Genomic DNA, 15,565 nt, shown 5'->3' on the forward strand with positions numbered 1-15,565 from the left:
CGCCACAGGCGGGTGGAGGGGACAGCGCGTCAGCAGTCGCGGACGCCGGCGATCTTCTCGCCGCCCCGGATGTACAGGTTGTTCACCCAGGCGATGTCGCTGCCCGAGAACTCCATGACGGCGGTCCACCAGTTGTTGGTGCCGACGGCCGGGTCGTGCACGGTCTGGCCCTGCGTCTGGCACAGGGCGTCGCCCCACCACTGCGAACGGACCGCGAGCCGCGGGGAGTCGGTGGTCGGCTGCTGGCGCAGGTTGACGTCGGTGGCCCAGATGTAGACGTCGGTGAGAGTCGGGTCGCCGCTGTTGGCCGGGGCCGCCTGGGCCGTGGTGGCGAGGCCGCCGACGGCGAGCGCCGTCACGGCGAGGCCCAGGGCGGTACGGCTGATCAGTCGCTTCATGTGTCTGTCCCCCGAAGGACGAAGGTGAGGATGGTGTGGCCGGAAGTGGTCCTGTTCCGCGTCGTCAGCTCCCCGGGACGGGCAGCTTGCCGACGTTCAGACTGTAGGGAGATCCGGAACCGCACGGTCCTGACAGCTGTCAGGACCAGCCGGGACGACCAGGGTGGGAGAGCCCGGCCGGCGGACCTCGGACACGGCCGAAAACCGCTCGACTCCCCCCGTGCACCCTGTCTACGATCCACCGCGCGGCATCGCGTGCCGGTCACCGTCCGGGTGAGGCATGGAGGCGCCGCGGAGATGCCCGTGGAGGCATTCAACCGTGTCAGTCGAGTTCAACCACACCATCGTTCTGTCCCGGGACCGGGAGAAGTCCGCTCGGTTCCTCGCAGAGATCCTGGGACTGGAGGTCGGGGCACCGACCGGGGTGTTCCTGCCGGTGACGACCGCCAACGGCGTCACGCTGGACTTCGTCACCATCGACGCCGACATCCCCCTGCAGCACTACGCGTTCCTCGTCTCCGAGGAAGAGTTCGACGAGGCCCTGGCCCGCCTCGTCAAGGCCCGCGTCCCCATCCACGCCGACCCGCGCGGCAACCACCCCCGCCGCATCAACCGAAACGACGGCGGCCGGGGCGTGTACTTCCCCGACCCGGCGGGCCACGGCCTGGAGATCCTCACCCGCCCCTACGGCACGGACCCGGCCTCCGAGTTGAACGGGGTCACGGAGGACGTGCCCGGGGCGGTCTGAGCCCGGCCCGGAACGGTCCGGGGCGGCGGCGCCGCCGCTTCCGTCCCGGACCGGCCCTGCGGGCCCCGGCGGTCAGTCGCTGTCCGGCTCCGCTGCCACGGGAGCCCGTTCGGGGCCGGGCGCCGCCGTGTGCTCCCGGCGGGGAAGCAGCAGCGGTGTGGCGAGGAGCAGGGCACCGGCCAGTGCGACGGCCGTGCGGGGGCCGGTCCGGGCGGCCAGTACGCCCCAGAGGGCGGTCATCGTCGCGGTGGTGGCCTTGCTGGTGGCCGACCAGGCGGACAGGACGCGGGCGACCCGGCCCGTGGGGGCGCGGTCGAGACGGTGCGTGGCGAGGACCGGGTTGTAGACGGCGCAGCAGGTGATCAGACCGAACTCGACCGCCATGACCAGGGCCAGGCCGGGCGCGCCGGGGCCGGTGCAGGCCAGGCCGATCGGCCAGCAGGCCCGGAGCGCCCCCGCCGTGCGCAGGACCCGGTGCCGCCCGTGGCGCGCGACGAGGCGCGGGGCCAGACGGGAGCCGAGCAGACCACCGGTGCAGGGCACGGCGAAAGCGAGGGCGTACTGCCAGGGAGCGAAGTGCAGGTCGTCCACCATCAGGATCAGGAGCGGCGGGGACGCCGCCATGATCAGGGAGTTGACCACGAGCGTGTTGAAGAACAGCGGGCGCAGTTCCGGATCGGCCAGGAGGTGGCGCCAGCCGTCCAGCAGGTGGCCGGCCCGGATCGCCGCGGGTTCCGGCCGCGCGGGGTGCCTCTCCGCGTCGCCGATCGCCCGGAGGCCGAGCGCCGAGAGCAGATAGCTCACCGCGTCGGCCACCACCGTCGTCACCGGGCCGAACAGGCCGATCGCGGCTCCGCCCAGCGGCGGACCGACCATGCTGGCGGTCCAGGCCGTCGCCTCGAACCGTCCGTTCGCCACCAGCAGGTCCTGCCGCGGCAGCAGGTCCTTCAGGAACGCCCCGGCCGCCGCGTTGAAGGTGATGTCGGCCGCCGCGACGGCCACCGACACCAGCAGCAACTGGCCGAAGCTCAGCCGGCCGAGCACGAACGCCACGGGGACGCTCAGCAGCACCACGCACCGGACCAGGTCCGTCGCCATCATCACCGGCCGTTTGCGGCGGATCTCCACCCACGGCCCGAGGGGCACCGACACCGCCGCGCCGACCGCCGGTCCCACCGCGGCCAGCAGCGACACCTGCGCCGGCCCGGCGTCCAGCGCCAGAACCGCGATCAGGGCGAACGCGTCGAACGCCAGCCAGGTGCCGGCCGTGCTGACCGCGTACGCGCCCCACAGCCACCCGAACCGCCGCCCCAGTGACCGTCTGCCCGCCATACCCGGCGCACTCCCCGCTCTCCCGGACAACCCGGTGTTGTCCGGGAGTCATCCAAGCGAGAAGCGGGCGGGCCGGGCAAACAACCATCCGTCATCCACACCACAACCAACCGTTGTGGCGACGCGGCACGGGGTGGAGGCTCAGCGCTGGTAGAGCCCCACCAGCGTCCCGTCCGCTAGACGGCGCTTCCCGGCCTCCTCGTGCACCTGCTCCGCGCGCGGCGCGTCCGGCAGGACACACGGTTCGGACAGGGCGTAGAGCCGGAAGAAGTAGTGGTGGGCGTCGTCACCCGGCGGGGGATGAGGGCCTCCCCAGCCGTGCTGCCCGTAGCCGTTGACGAGTTCCCTGCCGCCCGGTGGAATCTGCCCGGCCTCGACGCCGTCACTGTGCGGGTCGATGCCGACCACGACCCAGTGCGTGAAGGTGCCCGACGGGGCGTCGGGATCCTCGCACAGCAGGACCAGTTCGGCCGCGTCGTCCGGTACACCGCTCCAGGCCAGCGGCGGAGAGACGTTCGGTCCCTCGTACGCGTACCGGCGCGCGATGAAGGAGTGGTCGTTGAACGCGTTGCTGCTGAGTTCGATGCCGGTCATGCGGCCCGGGGTACCCCCGAGGGCCCCGGGGCACACGGTTCGTGACCGATTCGTCCGGGTACCCGCCAGGGCGAGCCGGAACGAGCCGGAACGAGGCGGCAGAGGAAGGAGCCCGGCGATGTCTCCCCTGGCAGAGGACCCGGCGGCGGGCGCCCTGGAGGACCGGCGCGCCCCCGCCCGCACCGCCCGGCTGCGCAGCCGCATCCCCGAGCCCGACGAGGAACCCGACCTCCTCGGCCAGTACCTCGCGCAGATCTCGGCGACCCCGCTGCTCACCGCCGAGGACGAGGTACGGCTCGCCCGGCGGATGGAGACCGGCCTGCGGGCGCTGGAGGAACTGGACCTGGCCGACTCCGGAGATCAGGACCTCACGGCGAAGCGGCGCCGCGACCTGGAGGGCTCCGCCCGCGACGGGCAGGCGGCCAAGGACCACATGGTCCGGGCCAACCTTCGGCTCGTGGTGTCGATGGCCAAACGGCACGCCCACCGCGGCCTGCCCCTGCTGGACGTCATCCAGGAGGGAAACCTGGGGCTGATCCGGGCCGTGGAGAAGTTCGACCACACCAGGGGCTTCAAGTTCTCCACCTACGCGACCTGGTGGATCCGCCAGGCGATCGAACGGGGCCTCGCCGCGCACGCGCGTTCCGTCCGGCTGCCGATGCACGTCGTGGAGCAGCTGCAGAAGATCGCCAAGGTCGAGCGGCGGCTGCGACTCGACCTGGAGCGCGAGCCGAGCGTCGAGGAGGTGGCACGGGAGAGCGGCGTCGCCGAGGACAGGATCGGCTGGCTGCGCCACGTCGGGCGGGACGCCGTCAGCCTGGACACGCCGGTGGACGACAAGGGCGAGACCGTGGTCGGCGACCTCATCGCCGACACCGAGGTGCTCCAGGCCCCGGAGGTGGCCGAGTTCCGGGCGCTCGCGGAGGAACTCCGTGAGGCCGTCGGCACGCTCGCGCCCCGCGAGGCCATGATCCTCAGCCTGCGCTACGGGCTGCACGACGGGCACGTCCGCACGCTGACCGAGGTCGCGAGGCGCGTCGGCCTGACCAGGGAGCGGGTACGCCAACTCGAGAAGGAGTCGCTCGCCCGGCTGCGGGAGCCCGCGAACCGGGAACGGCTGGTGGCCTGGGCGGGCTGACCTGCCGCGCTGACACGTCAGACGGCCGGCGCCGCCGGAACGAGCAGCGAACCGTCGGCCGCCTGCCGCACCCCCACCCCTCCGCTGATCCGGTCCAGCACGGCGCGCAGCCAGGCACGGTCCTCCCCGGACGCGGGCTCCAGCCGCATCCGCCGAGCCTGGAACGGCACCATGCGCAGGCCCGCCAGCCGTCCGCTCTCCGCCTCGACCGAGACGAAATAGGCGAGCCGCAGGTCGTCGCGGTACTCCTCGTACCCCGAGATGCCCTCGTAGTCGTCGACGAAGTCGCCGCAGCCGTACAGGATCAGCCGGTCCCGGTACACCTCCAGCGGGCGGGGATGGTGCGAGGAGTGCCCGTGGACGACATCGGCGCCACCGTCGATCAGGGCGTGCGCGAAGCGGACCTGCTCCCGGGGGACGCGATACCCCCAGTTCGACCCCCAGTGCACGGACACGACCGTGAGGCCACCGGCCCGTCCCAGCCGCCGTACCACGGTCTCGGCCGCGGCCGGCGAGAGGTCGGGCAGGTACGCCACACCCGGCCGGTCCGCCGTCGCCGCCCAGCCGGACGGGATGCCGCTGGAGCGCGCTCCGAGGGCGAACACCCGCAGCCTGCGGCCGCCGGGGAGCGGGATCGCCGCGGGTGCGTACGCCTCGTCGGCGTCGCGTCCCGCGCCCGCCGTCCGCAGGTCCGCCCGGGCCAGTACGTCCAGAGTCTCCAGCAGGCCCGACGGGCCGAAGTCCAGCACGTGGTTGTTGGCGAGGACGGTCACGTCGGGCCGGGCCACGGCCAGGGCCGGCAGGTTCGCCGGGTCCATCCGGTAGTGGATCGCCTTGCCGGGCGCGAACATGCCCCCGCGCGTCACCGACGTCTCCAGGTTCACGATGCGGGCGTCCGGCGCGGCCTCGTCCAGCACACCCAGCGCCTCACCCCACGGCCACGACGCGTCCACGGGCGCGGGTACCGGGCCGTGCACCGACTCCGCCAGCCGGACGTAGGACCGGGCGTCCTCGACGTACGCCTCCCGCAGTGCCGGCTCGCCGGGGTGCGCGAGGATCTGGTCGACGCCGCGCCCGAGCATCACATCTCCGCACAGGAACAGCGTCACGACGCCGCCGCCCATCCCCCCACGGTAGGCGCACCCCGGCCGCCGGGGTCAGGCGTCGACCGTCACCGCACACGACCACCCGTACGGGTCCGGCCCGATCCGCAGCTGATTCCACGCCACCGCCGTCGGAACCGTCCCCGTGATCTCCACGTCGGCGAGACCGGTGACCGCCAGCCGCACGTCCAGGCCGCCGTCGGCCTCGTCCGCCTCCACGTCCACGGGCACCTGGCCGTACTCCTCCAGCCGGAAGATGATCTCGTCCAGCAGCGAGGCGAGCAGGTCGTCGTCGCTGGCCTCGGGCAGCCGCACCCGGTCCACGGCGGTGGGCCGCACCCCGGAGACGTCCGCGAAGCACTCCACCATCGCCAGGACGGCCTCCGCCAGACAGTGCTCTCTGCACGCCGCCCACGCCTCGATCCGGATATCGCCCGGATGCGGCACCGCCCGGTGCCCGCACTCGCCCGGCTGCCGCCCCTGCCCGCCGTCGCCTGTGTCGCCGCCCATCTACCCCGCCTGCCCGAGGCTCGCCCGCCCATGCGGCCCGGCGCCGACGTGTGGATCAGACGGGCTCGTCCGCGAGGTACGGCGGCGCCGGGTCGTACTGGATGCAGCGGCGTACCGCTCGCGCGTGCTCCCGGCCGTGCAGGCGCCCGACCAGCCACAACGCACTGTCGATGCCGGCCGAGACGCCCTGGCTGGTGACCAGGCGGCCGTCGACCACAAAGCGGGCGTCCCGGACCACGGTCACGTCCCCCCGTGCCTCCAAGGTGTCCTCCTGGCTCCAGTGCGTGGCCACCCGGCGCCCCCGGGCGGGCCCGGCGGCGTGCAGCAGGAACGTGCCGGTGCACACGCCGTGCACCCACGCGGCCTGCTCCGCCGTCGTGCCGATCCAGTCGGTCACCACCGGGTTGTGCAGCTGGACCTCACGCGCGCCCAGCCCGCCCGGTACATGCAGCACGTCCAGCGGCGGATGGTCGTCGAGGGTGTGGTCGGGCAGGACGCGCAGACCCTTGTTGCAGCGCACGGGCCCGGGGTGCTCGGCGACGAGCACGGCCGTGTCGGCGCTGTCCCGGAGCCGGGCGGAGACGGTGAAGACCTCCCAGGGACCCACGAAGTCGAGCTCCTCGGCGTCCTCGAAGACCAGCAGGCCGTAGGTCGTCATACGCTTCTTCCTTCCTCTGCGGAACCTGCCAGGGGCCCTGCGGCGGAACGGAACCTGGCGCGGTAGTCCGACGGCGCCACACCGAGTCGGCGGTGGAACGTGCGGCGCAGGGTCTCGGCGGTGGCGAAGCCGCAGCGGCGCGCGATGGCCTCGACCGGTTCGTCCCCGTCCGTGAGCGCGCGCTGGGCCGCCTCGACGCGCACCCGCTCGACGTACGCCGCCGGGGGCGAGCCGAGTTCGGCGGTGAAGCGGCGCTGCAGGTGACGCGGGCTCAGCCCGGCGTGCGCGGCGAGGCCGGCGATGTCGTGCCGGGCGCCCGGGTCGGAATGGATCGCGGTGACGGCGGCCCGCACCGGGTCCGTCGACGGCTGCCGCGACCACAGCGCCACGCTGAACTGCGACTGGCCGCCCGGGCGGCGCAGGAAAAGCACCAGCCTGCGGGCCACCTCGTGCGCGACGTCCCGGCCCAGGTCGTCCTCCACCAGGGCGAGTGCCAGATCCATCCCGGCCGTCACTCCGGCCGACGTCCACACCCGCCCGTCCCGGACGAAGATCGGGTCGCAGTCCACACGCACCTCGGGATGCTCCCGGGCCAGCTGCTCCTCACGGGCCCAGTGCGTGGTGACCCGCCGCCCGTCCAGCAGCCCCGCGGCCGCCAGCAGGAACACCCCGCTGCACACCGAGGCCACCCGCCGGGCCCCTGCCGCGGCGGCGGCGACCCAGGCGACGAGTGCCCCGTCCTCCCGGGCCCGGTCGACGCCCTGGCCGCCGACCACCACGAGGGTGTCCGTCCCGGCCGGGTCGAGGTCCGCCACGCCGTGGGTGGCCTGCATGACCAGCCCGCTCACCGACCGGACCGGACCCGCCCGGGTCGCCACGACCTCACAGGCGTACTCGCCCGCGCTGTGGAACACCTCGTGCGGTCCGGTGAGATCGAGCGGCTGGAAGCCGTCGAAGGCGACGAAGACGATACGGCGATCGGTCATGCCCCTCACGCTCCGACGGCGCGCGGTATGGCGTCAACGACACGCATCCCACAGTTCGCGCCATGGGACGTCCCCCGTTGTTCGCGCCATGGGACGTCCTCCGTTGCCTGGGTACTCCGGAGACCGGGGGAGAGGAGGCTGACGATGATGTCCCGGACGGTCACCCTGCCCGCCGGCCGCGCGGCTCTCACCGGCGATCTGGTCGTGCCGTCGGACGCCCGCGCGGTCGTGCTGTTCGCGCACGGCAGCGGCAGCTCCCGGCACAGTCCCCGCAACCGCGAGGTCGCCGCCGGGCTGCGCACCGCCGGGCTCGGCACCCTGCTGATCGACCTGCTCACCGAGGAGGAGGAACGGCAGGACGCCGTCACCGCCGAACTCCGCTTCGACATTCCGCTGCTGGGCCGCCGGCTGGTGGCCGCCCTCGACTGGCTGGCGCGGGAGCCGGACACCTCGGGCCTGCCCGTCGTCCTGTTCGGCGCCAGCACCGGCGCGGGCGCCGCCCTGGTCGCCGCCGCGCAACGCCCCGACCGGGTACGGGCGGTCGTCTCCCGCGGCGGACGGCCCGACCTGGCGGGTGACGCCCTGGACGCCGTCCGGGCCCCGGTGCTGTTGATCGTGGGCGGCCGGGACACGCACGTGCTGCGGCTCAACGAGGAGGCCGCCCGGCGGCTGCCCGCGCCGCCCACCCTCCACGTGGTGCCCGGTGCCACCCACCTGTTCGAGGAACCGGGCGCACTCGACCAGGTCACCGAGGCGGCCCGGCAGTGGTGCGACGAGCGGATACAGGCCGCCACAGGCCGGTGACCGGGTTGGCGTGCATCGTCCGGCGGGCCCGGGGGTACGCGGGAGCAGGACCGGCCGAGGCCCTCTCCGTGCGGGAAAGCAGAGGTGACCGTCATGCGGTTCCGTGATCGCCGGCAGGCCGGTGAGGAACTGGCCGAAACACTGCGCACGCGGCAGCGCGAGGGCGCCCTGCCCGATCCCCTCGTCCTGGCCCTGCCCCGCGGCGGAGTCGCCGTGGCGCGCGAGGTCGCCGACGTGCTGGACGCCCCGCTCGACGTGCTCGTGGTGCGCAAGATCGGGGCGCCCCACCAGGAGGAGCTCGGGGTCGGCGCGATGGCCGGGGACGAGGTGCCGCTCCTCGACGAGGACACCCTGCGCCACCTCGGTATCGGTGAGGCCGCCCTCGCACCCGTCATCGAGCGGGAGCGCGCCGAACTCCGGCGCCGGGAGCGGCTGTACCGGCAGGGCCGGCCCGCCCCGGACCTGCGCGGACGGACTGTGATCGTCGTCGACGACGGCCTGGCGACCGGCTCCACGGCCCGCGCCGCGCTGCGCTTCGTACGCCGTCAGGCGCCCGGGAAGGTGCTGCTGGCCGCGCCCGTGTGCTCCCCGGAGGGGGCCGAGCTGATGCGCGCCGAGGCCGACGAGGTGATCTGCCTGCACCGGCCGGCCGCGTTCATGGCCGTGGGCCTCTGGTACGAGAACTTCGACCAGCTGACGGACCAGGACGTCCTGGAAACGCTTCACGTGCAGCTTTGACCCTCTGTTCACCTGGCAGATGTGGCGGGAATCAGCCACCGCGGACCACGATGTCCTTCCCCACACCTGCATCAGGAGCAACAAGTGAACGTCTCGCTGTCCGTGTGGCTGCTGACCGTGGCAGCCCTGTGTGTACTCGTCGCCGTCGACTTCTTCGTCGGCCGCAAGCCGCACGACGTGTCCATCCGGGAGGCCGGGGCGTGGACGGTGGTGTGGGTGGTCCTGGCCGTGCTGTTCGGCGCGGGGCTGTGGTACTTCGGTGGGACCGGGCCCACGGGCGAGTTCTTCGCCGGTTACATCACCGAGAAGTCGCTCAGCGTCGACAACCTCTTCGTCTTCGTCCTGATCATGGGCAAGTTCGCGGTGCCCTCGCAGTACCAGCAGCGGGTACTGATGATCGGCGTCCTGATGGCCCTGGTGCTGCGGGCCGCGTTCATCGCGGCCGGCGCGGCGATCATCTCCACCTTCTCCTGGGTCTTCTACCTCTTCGGCGCGTTCCTGATCTGGACCGCCTGGAAGCTCGTCCAGGACGCCCGTACGCAGGACCACGAGGAGGAGTACCAGGAGAACAAGCTGCTGAAGATGGCGGAACAGCGCTTCGGCGTGGCCGACCGCTACCACGGCACGAAGCTGTTCATCACCGAGAACGGCAAGCGGATCATGACCCCGATGCTGGTCGTGATGCTCGCGATCGGCTCCACCGACGTGCTGTTCGCCCTCGACTCCATCCCCGCCATCTACGGCCTGACGCAGGACCCGTACATCGTGTTCACCGCGAACGCCTTCGCCCTGATGGGCCTGCGCCAGCTGTACTTCCTCATCGGCGGCCTGCTGAAGAAGCTGGTCCACCTCTCCTACGGCCTGTCGATCATTCTCGGCTTCATCGGCGTGAAGCTGGTGCTGCACGCGCTGCACGAGTCGGGCGTGCACGTCCCCGAGATCGGCATCCCGTTCTCGCTGGGCTTCATCGTGCTGGTCCTGGCGGTGACGACGTTCACGAGCCTGCGCGCGTCGAGGAAGCAGGAGACCGAGGCGGCGGTACCGCCGGGCACGGAGTCCCGCTAGGCAGCCGGGCAGGGCTTGCCGTCAGACGACGCCGTCCGCGCGCAGGGCCGCCACCTCCTCGGCGGTGCGGCCCAGTTCGGTGAGGATCGCCTCGGTGTGCTCACCCACCGCCGGCACGGGGTCCATGCGCGCCGGCAGGCCCGCGAGGTCGGCGGGCGGGATCAGGGCCTCCACGGTGGCGCCAGGCACCTCGACCTCGCTCCAGCGGCCACGGGCCGCCAGCACGGGGTGGTCCAGGAAGGCGGCGACGTCGTTGACCCCGGCGCAGGCGATGCCGATGCGCTCCAGGTCCTTGAGGATCTCGTCGGAGCCCGAGCGGGCGAAACGCTCGGCGACGACGGCGTTGAGCTCCTCGCGGTGGGTCACGCGGTCGGAGCCGGTGGCGAACCGCGGATCGTCGACCAGCTCCGGACGGCCGAGGAACCCGGCGCACAAGGCCCCCCATTCCCGCTCGTTCTGGATGGAGAACAGCACCTCGTGGCCGTCGGCGGCGCGGTACGTCCCGTACGGCGCGATGGTGGCGTGCTGGGTGCCCAGACGCGGGGGCTGGGCGCCGCCGTGCCGGGTGTAGTAGGCGGGCTGGCCCATCCACTCCGCGAGCGCCTCGAACAGCGACACCTCCACGGGGTGGGCCTCGCCGGTGGTGGCGCGGGTGTACAGGGCGGTGAGGATGCCGCTGTAGGCGTACATCCCGGCGGCGATGTCGGCGACGGAGATCCCGGTCCTGGCGGTCCCCTCGGGGGTACCGGTCAGCGACACGAGCCCCGTCTGGCACTGCACGAGCAGGTCGTAGGCCTTGCGACCGGACCAGGGGCCGGTCGTGCCGTAGCCGGATACCGTGCACGGGATCAGGCCCGGGCGGCGGCCGCTGACGGTGGCGGCGTCCAGACCGAGGCGGGCGGCGGCACCCGGGGCGAGGTTCTGCACGAAGACGTCGGCGCCGTCGAGGAGGTCGTGCAGGATCTCGTGGCCGCGAGGGTCCTTCAGGTCGAGGGTGAGGGACTCCTTGGAGCGGTTGAGCCAGACGAAGTAGCTGGAGTGGCCGTGCACGGTCGTGTCGTACCGGCGGGCGAAGTCGCCGCCGCCCGGCCGCTCCACCTTGATCACCCGGGCACCGAGGTCGGCGAGCTGCCGGGTGGCGTAGGGCGCGGCCACGGCCTGCTCCAGACTGACCACCGTGACCCCGGCCAGGGGATACCGCTGCACGCTCATGCCTCAAGCTCCTGAATCGGGTACGGAGGGCGCTCGGACAGTCTGCCGCAGGGGGAGGGCGGAGGGGCGGGCCGCCGACGCGATCCGGATCACGCCGGAGTGCGGTCCGGCGGGGGTGGTGCCGGTGGGGGTGCGGTTACCGCCGACGCGACGCGGTCATGGCCGGCATGCGGCGGCTACGGCCGGGCCTACGGCGTTCACGGCCGGGCCAGCCGGCGCATCGTGAGGGCCAGGTGCAGCCGGAGCCGGCCCTGCGGGGTGCGCAGCGACCAGCCGAGGAGGTGCTCGGCGTGGGCCAGGCGGTCCTGGAGCGTGGAGTGGTGGACGTTGATCCCGGCGGCGGCCGCCCGGAGGCTCGCCGTGGACGCGACCGCGTGCAGGGTGGCCGGCAACCACGGGGTGGTCGCCGCGGCGGTCTCCAGGGCACGGACGTCGGCCGGCGGCTCGGAGCCCGGCGCGACGAGATCGGCGAGGAGGGCGATACCGCCCAGCTCGTCGGCGTACACGACCCGCGGCCCGGGATCCTGCGGCGTCCCCTCGGCAGTGAACCGCAGGGCGGTACGGGCCTCGGCCCAGGACCGGGGCAGGTCGAGCACGGGGACGGCCGGGCCGACCCCGAGCCGTTCGGCGGGAGGGCCGGTGCCGGAGCGGGAGCCGGCCCGTTCGGCTGCCGGGTCTGCGGCGCCGGACCGCGCGGGGTCGCCGCGCTGACCGGTGTCCGCGGCGCTGCGATGAACGAGCCGGGGGGCGGCTTCCGCACGCGCCAGGCCCCCGGGCGGGAGGAGCCCGGAGATCACCCGCGGCTGCTCGTTCAGCGGTGCGACGGCCCGGGCCGGGGCGGCGGGATCCAGTCCGAGACGCCGGGCAGCGTGCACACGGGCCTGTTCCGGGGCCGTGGCGTCGAGCAGCGTCTCGACCAGCGCGGGATCGTCGGCCGGGGCGCGGCCGCGGGTACGGTCGAGCACGGCCCGCAGCGCGGCGGCGGCCCGCTCGAGAATCACGGCGTCGACGACGCTGGGAGCGGCTCCGAGGGGGCCGGTCTCCCCGCCGGTGGGCGCTGCGGGCACCGCGCCCGGCCCGGCTCCGGCCCGCTCCAGCCGCAGCACCCCGGCACCTCCGGGGCTCAACGGCGCCGAGGGCCAGGCGGGGTCCGGCGGGGGCCCCGCATCTCGCCTGGTGCCGTCGGCCTCCACCCGGACGTGCACGCGCCGCTCCGGATCCACCAGCCGGGCGGGGCAGCCGGCCAGGACCGCGGCACCGCGCACGAGTGCCTCGACACCGGCCCTGGACTCGGCCAGGCGGTCGAAGTAGGCGATGACCCGGACCGCCGCACCAGCATCCGGATCGAGGGCGGTCAGCCGCCCGGCCAGCTCTTTCATAGGCCCATGGTGCGGCATGCGGCCGCTCTTGGGGGCCGTCGGCGTTCGACGGCTTCACCGGGGCGAGGATCATGCCGCCGCCGTGCACGTGGTGGATCACGGGGCGCGGCCCGGCGGCCTCCGGCGCGGCCGGGCGGCAGATCAGCATGGCGTCTCTTCGGGCGAGGTCGCGGCGGCTCGGGCAGCCATGGCCGGTCGCGGGCCCCGTCCGCGGACGCCGCCGGGCGGCGGAAGCTGCCCGCCGTACGGTCGGTGGCGCGCGGAGCCGGACGAGGGCACCGCGGTGAGGGCCGCGACGCGAGCGTGCTTGCCGGTCGGGCCCGGCGGTCAGGGCAGCGGCCTGACGCGCCGTGAGCGCGGGCCGCCCGGGGCCGAGGGCTGGTGCACCGCAACCGCGGTGGCCGAAAATGTGTCTCTCCATGCGTGGCCGGGCCGCTTCGCCGAGGGGCGGGGCTGCGGCCGCGCGGCGGCCTGGGGGGCTGGAATGAACACATGGGCGGTGCCCGGATACACCGAGTCGCTCGAACTCGGGTCGGGGGCGAGCGGGCGGGTCGTACTCGCGGTGCACGCGGAGACCGGCGTGCCGGTGGCGGTGAAGTACCTCAGCGAGGGCCTGCGTACCCGGCCGGGCTTCGTGCACGGCTTCCGGGCGGAGGCCCGGCTGCTCGGCGGTCTCGACAGCCCGTACGTCGCCGGGCTGTACGAGTACGTGGAGAGTCCGGACGGCGCCGCCATCGTGATGGAACTGGTCGACGGCGTCTCGCTGCGTGCACTGCTGAAGCGGGAGGGCCCGCTCGACCCGGAGGCCGCACTCGTCATCCTCAAGGGATCGTTGCTCGGCCTGGCCGACGCGCACCGCGTCGGCGTCGTCCATCGCGACTACAAGCCGGAGAACGTCCTGGTCGTACCGGACGGGACCTCCAGGCTCGTCGACTTCGGCATCGCCGTGGACGCGGGCACCAGCGCCGGTGTGGCCGGAACCCCCTCCTACATGTCCCCCGAGCAGTGGACCGGCGCACCCGCCTCGCCCGCCGCCGACGTGTACGCGGCCACGGCCACCTTCTTCGAGTGCCTGACGGGTCACAAGCCGTACGCGGGCGACAACCTGGCGGAGCTCGCGCTGCAGCACGTCGACGCGCCCGTCCCCGTCGAGGAGGCCCCCCAGGAGGTGCGCGAGCTGGTCCGCCGTGGTCTGGCCAAGGACCCGGGGGAACGGCCCGCACAGGCCGGGGCGTTCGTCAGAGAACTGGAAGCCGCGGCCGGCGCCGCCTACGGCCCCGGCTGGGAGGAACGCGGCCGGGGCCGGCTCGCCGCGCTGGTGGCACTGGTGCCGTTGCTCCTGCCCTCGGCCCGCAACGCACCCAGAAGCACCACGGACACCGCGCGCACGGTGCTGAGCCGGGGCCCGGGACACGGGCGGGCCCGGTCGTGGCTGCCCGGCCGGCCCGGACTGCTCGTCTCCGGCGCCGCCCTGCTGCTGGCGGCCCTCCTGACCTACGGGCTCCCGTACGATCCGGGGACCGCCGCGCAGCGGACCGCGCAGGCCCTGGCCACCACCGGTGCCCGAGCCGGCGCGCATTCGGCCACGCCCCCCGCTCCGGCGGCCCCGTCCTCCTCCCCGCCCTCCGCGTCGGCAGGCCCGTCCTCGTCACCCACCGCGTCCGCCACGGACCCGACGCCCACCGGGACCGGTCGGTCGCCGGCCGCCGGCACCTCGGAGGCCGGCCCGGCGACGTCCGGGCCCGGCGCGGCGACCACCGCCCCGGCGGCACCCACGACCGCCGCTCCCGGCTCACCCACCGCTGCCGCCGTCAAGGACGTCGCGGTGTCGGGCTTCCGGCAGACGGGCCCCTCGACCGCCACGGCGACCGTCGACATCACCACGGACGGCACCGGTCCGCTCTCCCTCACCGTCTCGTGGTTCACGGGCGACGCGGCCGGACAGCCGGGCAGCCCGGACGGCGCGCCCCAGACCTTCCAGCGCAGCGGGGCCACCCAGTACACGCTCACCGTCGACCACACCTTCCAGACCCTCGGCTGCTACTGGACGGTGCAGGCCGGGACGGCCCCGGACGCCGACGGCGGCGGCGCCTCACAGCAGATCCTGACCAGACGGTGCGCCCTGCGATGACCGCACGCGACGACGACCGCGCTCCCGGGCCCGCAGGCCCCGACGCCGAATACAGCGCCACCGTGCTGGCCGGGCACTGGGTCCAGCGGCCCGCACCGGACGAGACCCTCGTCGAGCAGTCCTGGACGAAGACCCGCCCGACGACGCCCGACCGCGTCGACGGCACCGTGCTGAGGTTCGGCCCGGGCGTCACCGCCGCGCTCGCCCATCGCACCCACGGGACGCTCCCCGCCGCACCGCCGCCACCCGGTCCCCCGGGCCGGGGGCTGCGCAGGCACGCTCTGCCCGCGCTGGTCCTGGTCTGCGTCCTCGCGTTCCTCGCCTGGCAGCGCCTCGGGCCGCCCCTGGCGGTGAGCACGGTCACGGTCACGGCCCGGCCGACCGCTCTGGGCTGTGACGGCACCGCGGACCTCGTCGGCCACGTCACCACGAACGGCCGCCCGGGCACGCTGTCCTACCGCTGGATCCGAAGCGACGGCACCGCCTCGGGCGTCCTGAAGGAAGTGATGGTCCGGGGCCAGCGGCAGGCACGCCTGCACCTGCGCTGGACCTTCCAGGGCACGGGACACCGCACGGCACAGGCCGAACTGCGCATCCTCTCCGGGACTCCGCGCACGGTCACCACCCGCTTCACGTACGACTGCCCCTGACCGGTCACCGGGCCGCAGCGAGGAACCCCGTCCGCGCCGGTCGCTGCCCCACGCCTTGGATCTGTACATTTGTACGGCAGGACACATCGGCACCAGGCGTGCCGATGGCCGCGCCCGTT

At 74.0% G+C, this 15,565-nt stretch carries 16 protein-coding genes; 7 read left to right on the forward strand and 9 right to left on the reverse strand.

The features are described from left to right. Positions 1-29: 29 nt before the first annotated feature. Positions 30-398 carry a peptidase M23 gene (locus tag ACFU3E_RS18055; RefSeq protein WP_384158565.1) on the reverse strand — a complete coding sequence of 123 codons (369 nt, stop codon included), beginning with the start codon at positions 396-398 and terminating at the stop codon, positions 30-32. A 319-nt stretch (positions 399-717) separates the two neighbouring features. Here ACFU3E_RS18055 and ACFU3E_RS18060 point away from each other — a divergent pair, with 319 nt between their 5' ends. Further along, positions 718-1,146 (forward strand): VOC family protein, encoded by a 429-nt coding sequence (locus ACFU3E_RS18060; protein WP_384158569.1) that lies wholly within the window; start codon positions 718-720, stop codon positions 1,144-1,146. 72 nt (positions 1,147-1,218) lie between these two features. Here the strand turns inward: ACFU3E_RS18060 and ACFU3E_RS18065 are convergent, their stop codons facing one another. Continuing rightward, positions 1,219-2,478, reverse strand: coding sequence for an MFS transporter (locus ACFU3E_RS18065; RefSeq protein WP_384158572.1), 1,260 nt, complete (start codon positions 2,476-2,478; stop codon positions 1,219-1,221). Between the two features lie 141 nt (positions 2,479-2,619). Continuing rightward, positions 2,620-3,072 carry a YbhB/YbcL family Raf kinase inhibitor-like protein gene (locus tag ACFU3E_RS18070; RefSeq protein ID WP_384158575.1) on the reverse strand — a complete coding sequence of 151 codons (453 nt, stop codon included), beginning with the start codon at positions 3,070-3,072 and terminating at the stop codon, positions 2,620-2,622. A gap of 118 nt (positions 3,073-3,190) precedes the next feature. Here ACFU3E_RS18070 and ACFU3E_RS18075 point away from each other — a divergent pair, with 118 nt between their 5' ends. Next, positions 3,191-4,210 (forward strand): RNA polymerase sigma factor RpoD/SigA, encoded by a 1,020-nt coding sequence (locus tag ACFU3E_RS18075; RefSeq protein WP_384158578.1) that lies wholly within the window; start codon positions 3,191-3,193, stop codon positions 4,208-4,210. Between the two features lie 17 nt (positions 4,211-4,227). Here the strand turns inward: ACFU3E_RS18075 and ACFU3E_RS18080 are convergent, their stop codons facing one another. From ACFU3E_RS18080 to ACFU3E_RS18095, 4 genes are read right to left on the reverse strand one after another with little or no spacing between them, the layout of a single operon-like run. Beyond that, entirely contained in the window at positions 4,228-5,334 is a 1,107-nt protein-coding gene (locus ACFU3E_RS18080; RefSeq protein WP_384158581.1) for a CapA family protein, read from the reverse strand. Positions 5,335-5,367: 33 nt separating this feature from the next. Next, positions 5,368-5,823 (reverse strand): archease, encoded by a 456-nt coding sequence (locus ACFU3E_RS18085; RefSeq protein WP_384158584.1) that lies wholly within the window; start codon positions 5,821-5,823, stop codon positions 5,368-5,370. Between the two features lie 55 nt (positions 5,824-5,878). Next, complete coding sequence (locus ACFU3E_RS18090; RefSeq protein ID WP_384158587.1) at positions 5,879-6,481, reverse strand: DJ-1/PfpI family protein; 603 nt, start codon at positions 6,479-6,481, stop codon at positions 5,879-5,881. Then, the gene (locus ACFU3E_RS18095; protein WP_384158590.1) at positions 6,478-7,467 is read right to left on the reverse strand and encodes a GlxA family transcriptional regulator; all 990 of its coding nucleotides are present in this window, start codon (positions 7,465-7,467) and stop codon (positions 6,478-6,480) included. Before ACFU3E_RS18095 ends, ACFU3E_RS18090 begins: the two co-directional genes overlap by 4 nt. A gap of 144 nt (positions 7,468-7,611) precedes the next feature. On the opposite strand from ACFU3E_RS18095, the gene ACFU3E_RS18100 reads away from it, so the two are divergent. From ACFU3E_RS18100 to ACFU3E_RS18110, 3 genes are all read left to right on the forward strand, one after another. Continuing rightward, entirely contained in the window at positions 7,612-8,271 is a 660-nt protein-coding gene (locus tag ACFU3E_RS18100) for a dienelactone hydrolase family protein (protein WP_384158593.1), read from the forward strand. 93 nt (positions 8,272-8,364) lie between these two features. After that, positions 8,365-9,009, forward strand: a complete 645-nt coding sequence (locus tag ACFU3E_RS18105; RefSeq protein ID WP_384158596.1) for a phosphoribosyltransferase — start codon at positions 8,365-8,367, stop codon at positions 9,007-9,009. Positions 9,010-9,093: 84 nt separating this feature from the next. After that, complete coding sequence (locus ACFU3E_RS18110) at positions 9,094-10,074, forward strand: TerC family protein (protein ID WP_384158599.1); 981 nt, start codon at positions 9,094-9,096, stop codon at positions 10,072-10,074. Between the two features lie 21 nt (positions 10,075-10,095). On the opposite strand, the gene ACFU3E_RS18115 is transcribed toward ACFU3E_RS18110, so the two are convergent. Both ACFU3E_RS18115 and ACFU3E_RS18120 read right to left on the reverse strand, forming a co-directional pair. Next, on the reverse strand, positions 10,096-11,286 hold the full coding sequence (locus ACFU3E_RS18115) for a CaiB/BaiF CoA transferase family protein (RefSeq protein ID WP_384158602.1): 1,191 nt from the start codon (positions 11,284-11,286) through the stop codon (positions 10,096-10,098). 197 nt (positions 11,287-11,483) lie between these two features. After that, the gene (locus ACFU3E_RS18120) at positions 11,484-12,665 is read right to left on the reverse strand and encodes a helix-turn-helix domain-containing protein (RefSeq protein WP_384158605.1); all 1,182 of its coding nucleotides are present in this window, start codon (positions 12,663-12,665) and stop codon (positions 11,484-11,486) included. A 484-nt stretch (positions 12,666-13,149) separates the two neighbouring features. Between ACFU3E_RS18120 and ACFU3E_RS18125 the strand changes: the two genes are divergently transcribed. Together ACFU3E_RS18125 and ACFU3E_RS18130 are read left to right on the forward strand one after the other, a co-directional pair. Beyond that, positions 13,150-14,796, forward strand: coding sequence for a serine/threonine-protein kinase (locus tag ACFU3E_RS18125; protein WP_384158607.1), 1,647 nt, complete (start codon positions 13,150-13,152; stop codon positions 14,794-14,796). Next, the gene (locus ACFU3E_RS18130; protein ID WP_384158609.1) at positions 14,793-15,446 is read left to right on the forward strand and encodes a hypothetical protein; all 654 of its coding nucleotides are present in this window, start codon (positions 14,793-14,795) and stop codon (positions 15,444-15,446) included. The genes ACFU3E_RS18125 and ACFU3E_RS18130 overlap by 4 nt, the downstream gene beginning before the upstream one ends. Positions 15,447-15,565: the final 119 nt, after the last annotated feature.

Source organism: Streptomyces sp. NPDC057424 (genome assembly GCF_042803315.1).
Taxonomy (GTDB): Bacteria; Actinomycetota; Actinomycetes; order Streptomycetales; family Streptomycetaceae; genus Streptomyces.

Excerpts from the sequence above, each read along its gene's own strand:
- ACFU3E_RS18055 (WP_384158565.1), bottom strand. The coding sequence starts at position 398 with ATGAAGCGACTGATCAGCCGTACCGCCCTGGGCCTCGCCGTGACGGCG.
- ACFU3E_RS18065 (WP_384158572.1), bottom strand. The coding sequence starts at position 2,478 with ATGGCGGGCAGACGGTCACTGGGGCGGCGGTTCGGGTGGCTGTGGGGC.
- ACFU3E_RS18070 (WP_384158575.1), bottom strand. The coding sequence starts at position 3,072 with ATGACCGGCATCGAACTCAGCAGCAACGCGTTCAACGACCACTCCTTC.
- ACFU3E_RS18075 (WP_384158578.1), top strand. The coding sequence starts at position 3,191 with ATGTCTCCCCTGGCAGAGGACCCGGCGGCGGGCGCCCTGGAGGACCGG.
- ACFU3E_RS18080 (WP_384158581.1), bottom strand. The coding sequence starts at position 5,334 with ATGGGCGGCGGCGTCGTGACGCTGTTCCTGTGCGGAGATGTGATGCTC.
- ACFU3E_RS18085 (WP_384158584.1), bottom strand. The coding sequence starts at position 5,823 with ATGGGCGGCGACACAGGCGACGGCGGGCAGGGGCGGCAGCCGGGCGAG.
- ACFU3E_RS18090 (WP_384158587.1), bottom strand. The coding sequence starts at position 6,481 with ATGACGACCTACGGCCTGCTGGTCTTCGAGGACGCCGAGGAGCTCGAC.
- ACFU3E_RS18095 (WP_384158590.1), bottom strand. The coding sequence starts at position 7,467 with ATGACCGATCGCCGTATCGTCTTCGTCGCCTTCGACGGCTTCCAGCCG.
- ACFU3E_RS18100 (WP_384158593.1), top strand. The coding sequence starts at position 7,612 with ATGATGTCCCGGACGGTCACCCTGCCCGCCGGCCGCGCGGCTCTCACC.
- ACFU3E_RS18105 (WP_384158596.1), top strand. The coding sequence starts at position 8,365 with ATGCGGTTCCGTGATCGCCGGCAGGCCGGTGAGGAACTGGCCGAAACA.
- ACFU3E_RS18115 (WP_384158602.1), bottom strand. The coding sequence starts at position 11,286 with ATGAGCGTGCAGCGGTATCCCCTGGCCGGGGTCACGGTGGTCAGTCTG.
- ACFU3E_RS18120 (WP_384158605.1), bottom strand. The coding sequence starts at position 12,665 with ATGAAAGAGCTGGCCGGGCGGCTGACCGCCCTCGATCCGGATGCTGGT.
- ACFU3E_RS18125 (WP_384158607.1), top strand. The coding sequence starts at position 13,150 with ATGAACACATGGGCGGTGCCCGGATACACCGAGTCGCTCGAACTCGGG.
- ACFU3E_RS18130 (WP_384158609.1), top strand. The coding sequence starts at position 14,793 with ATGACCGCACGCGACGACGACCGCGCTCCCGGGCCCGCAGGCCCCGAC.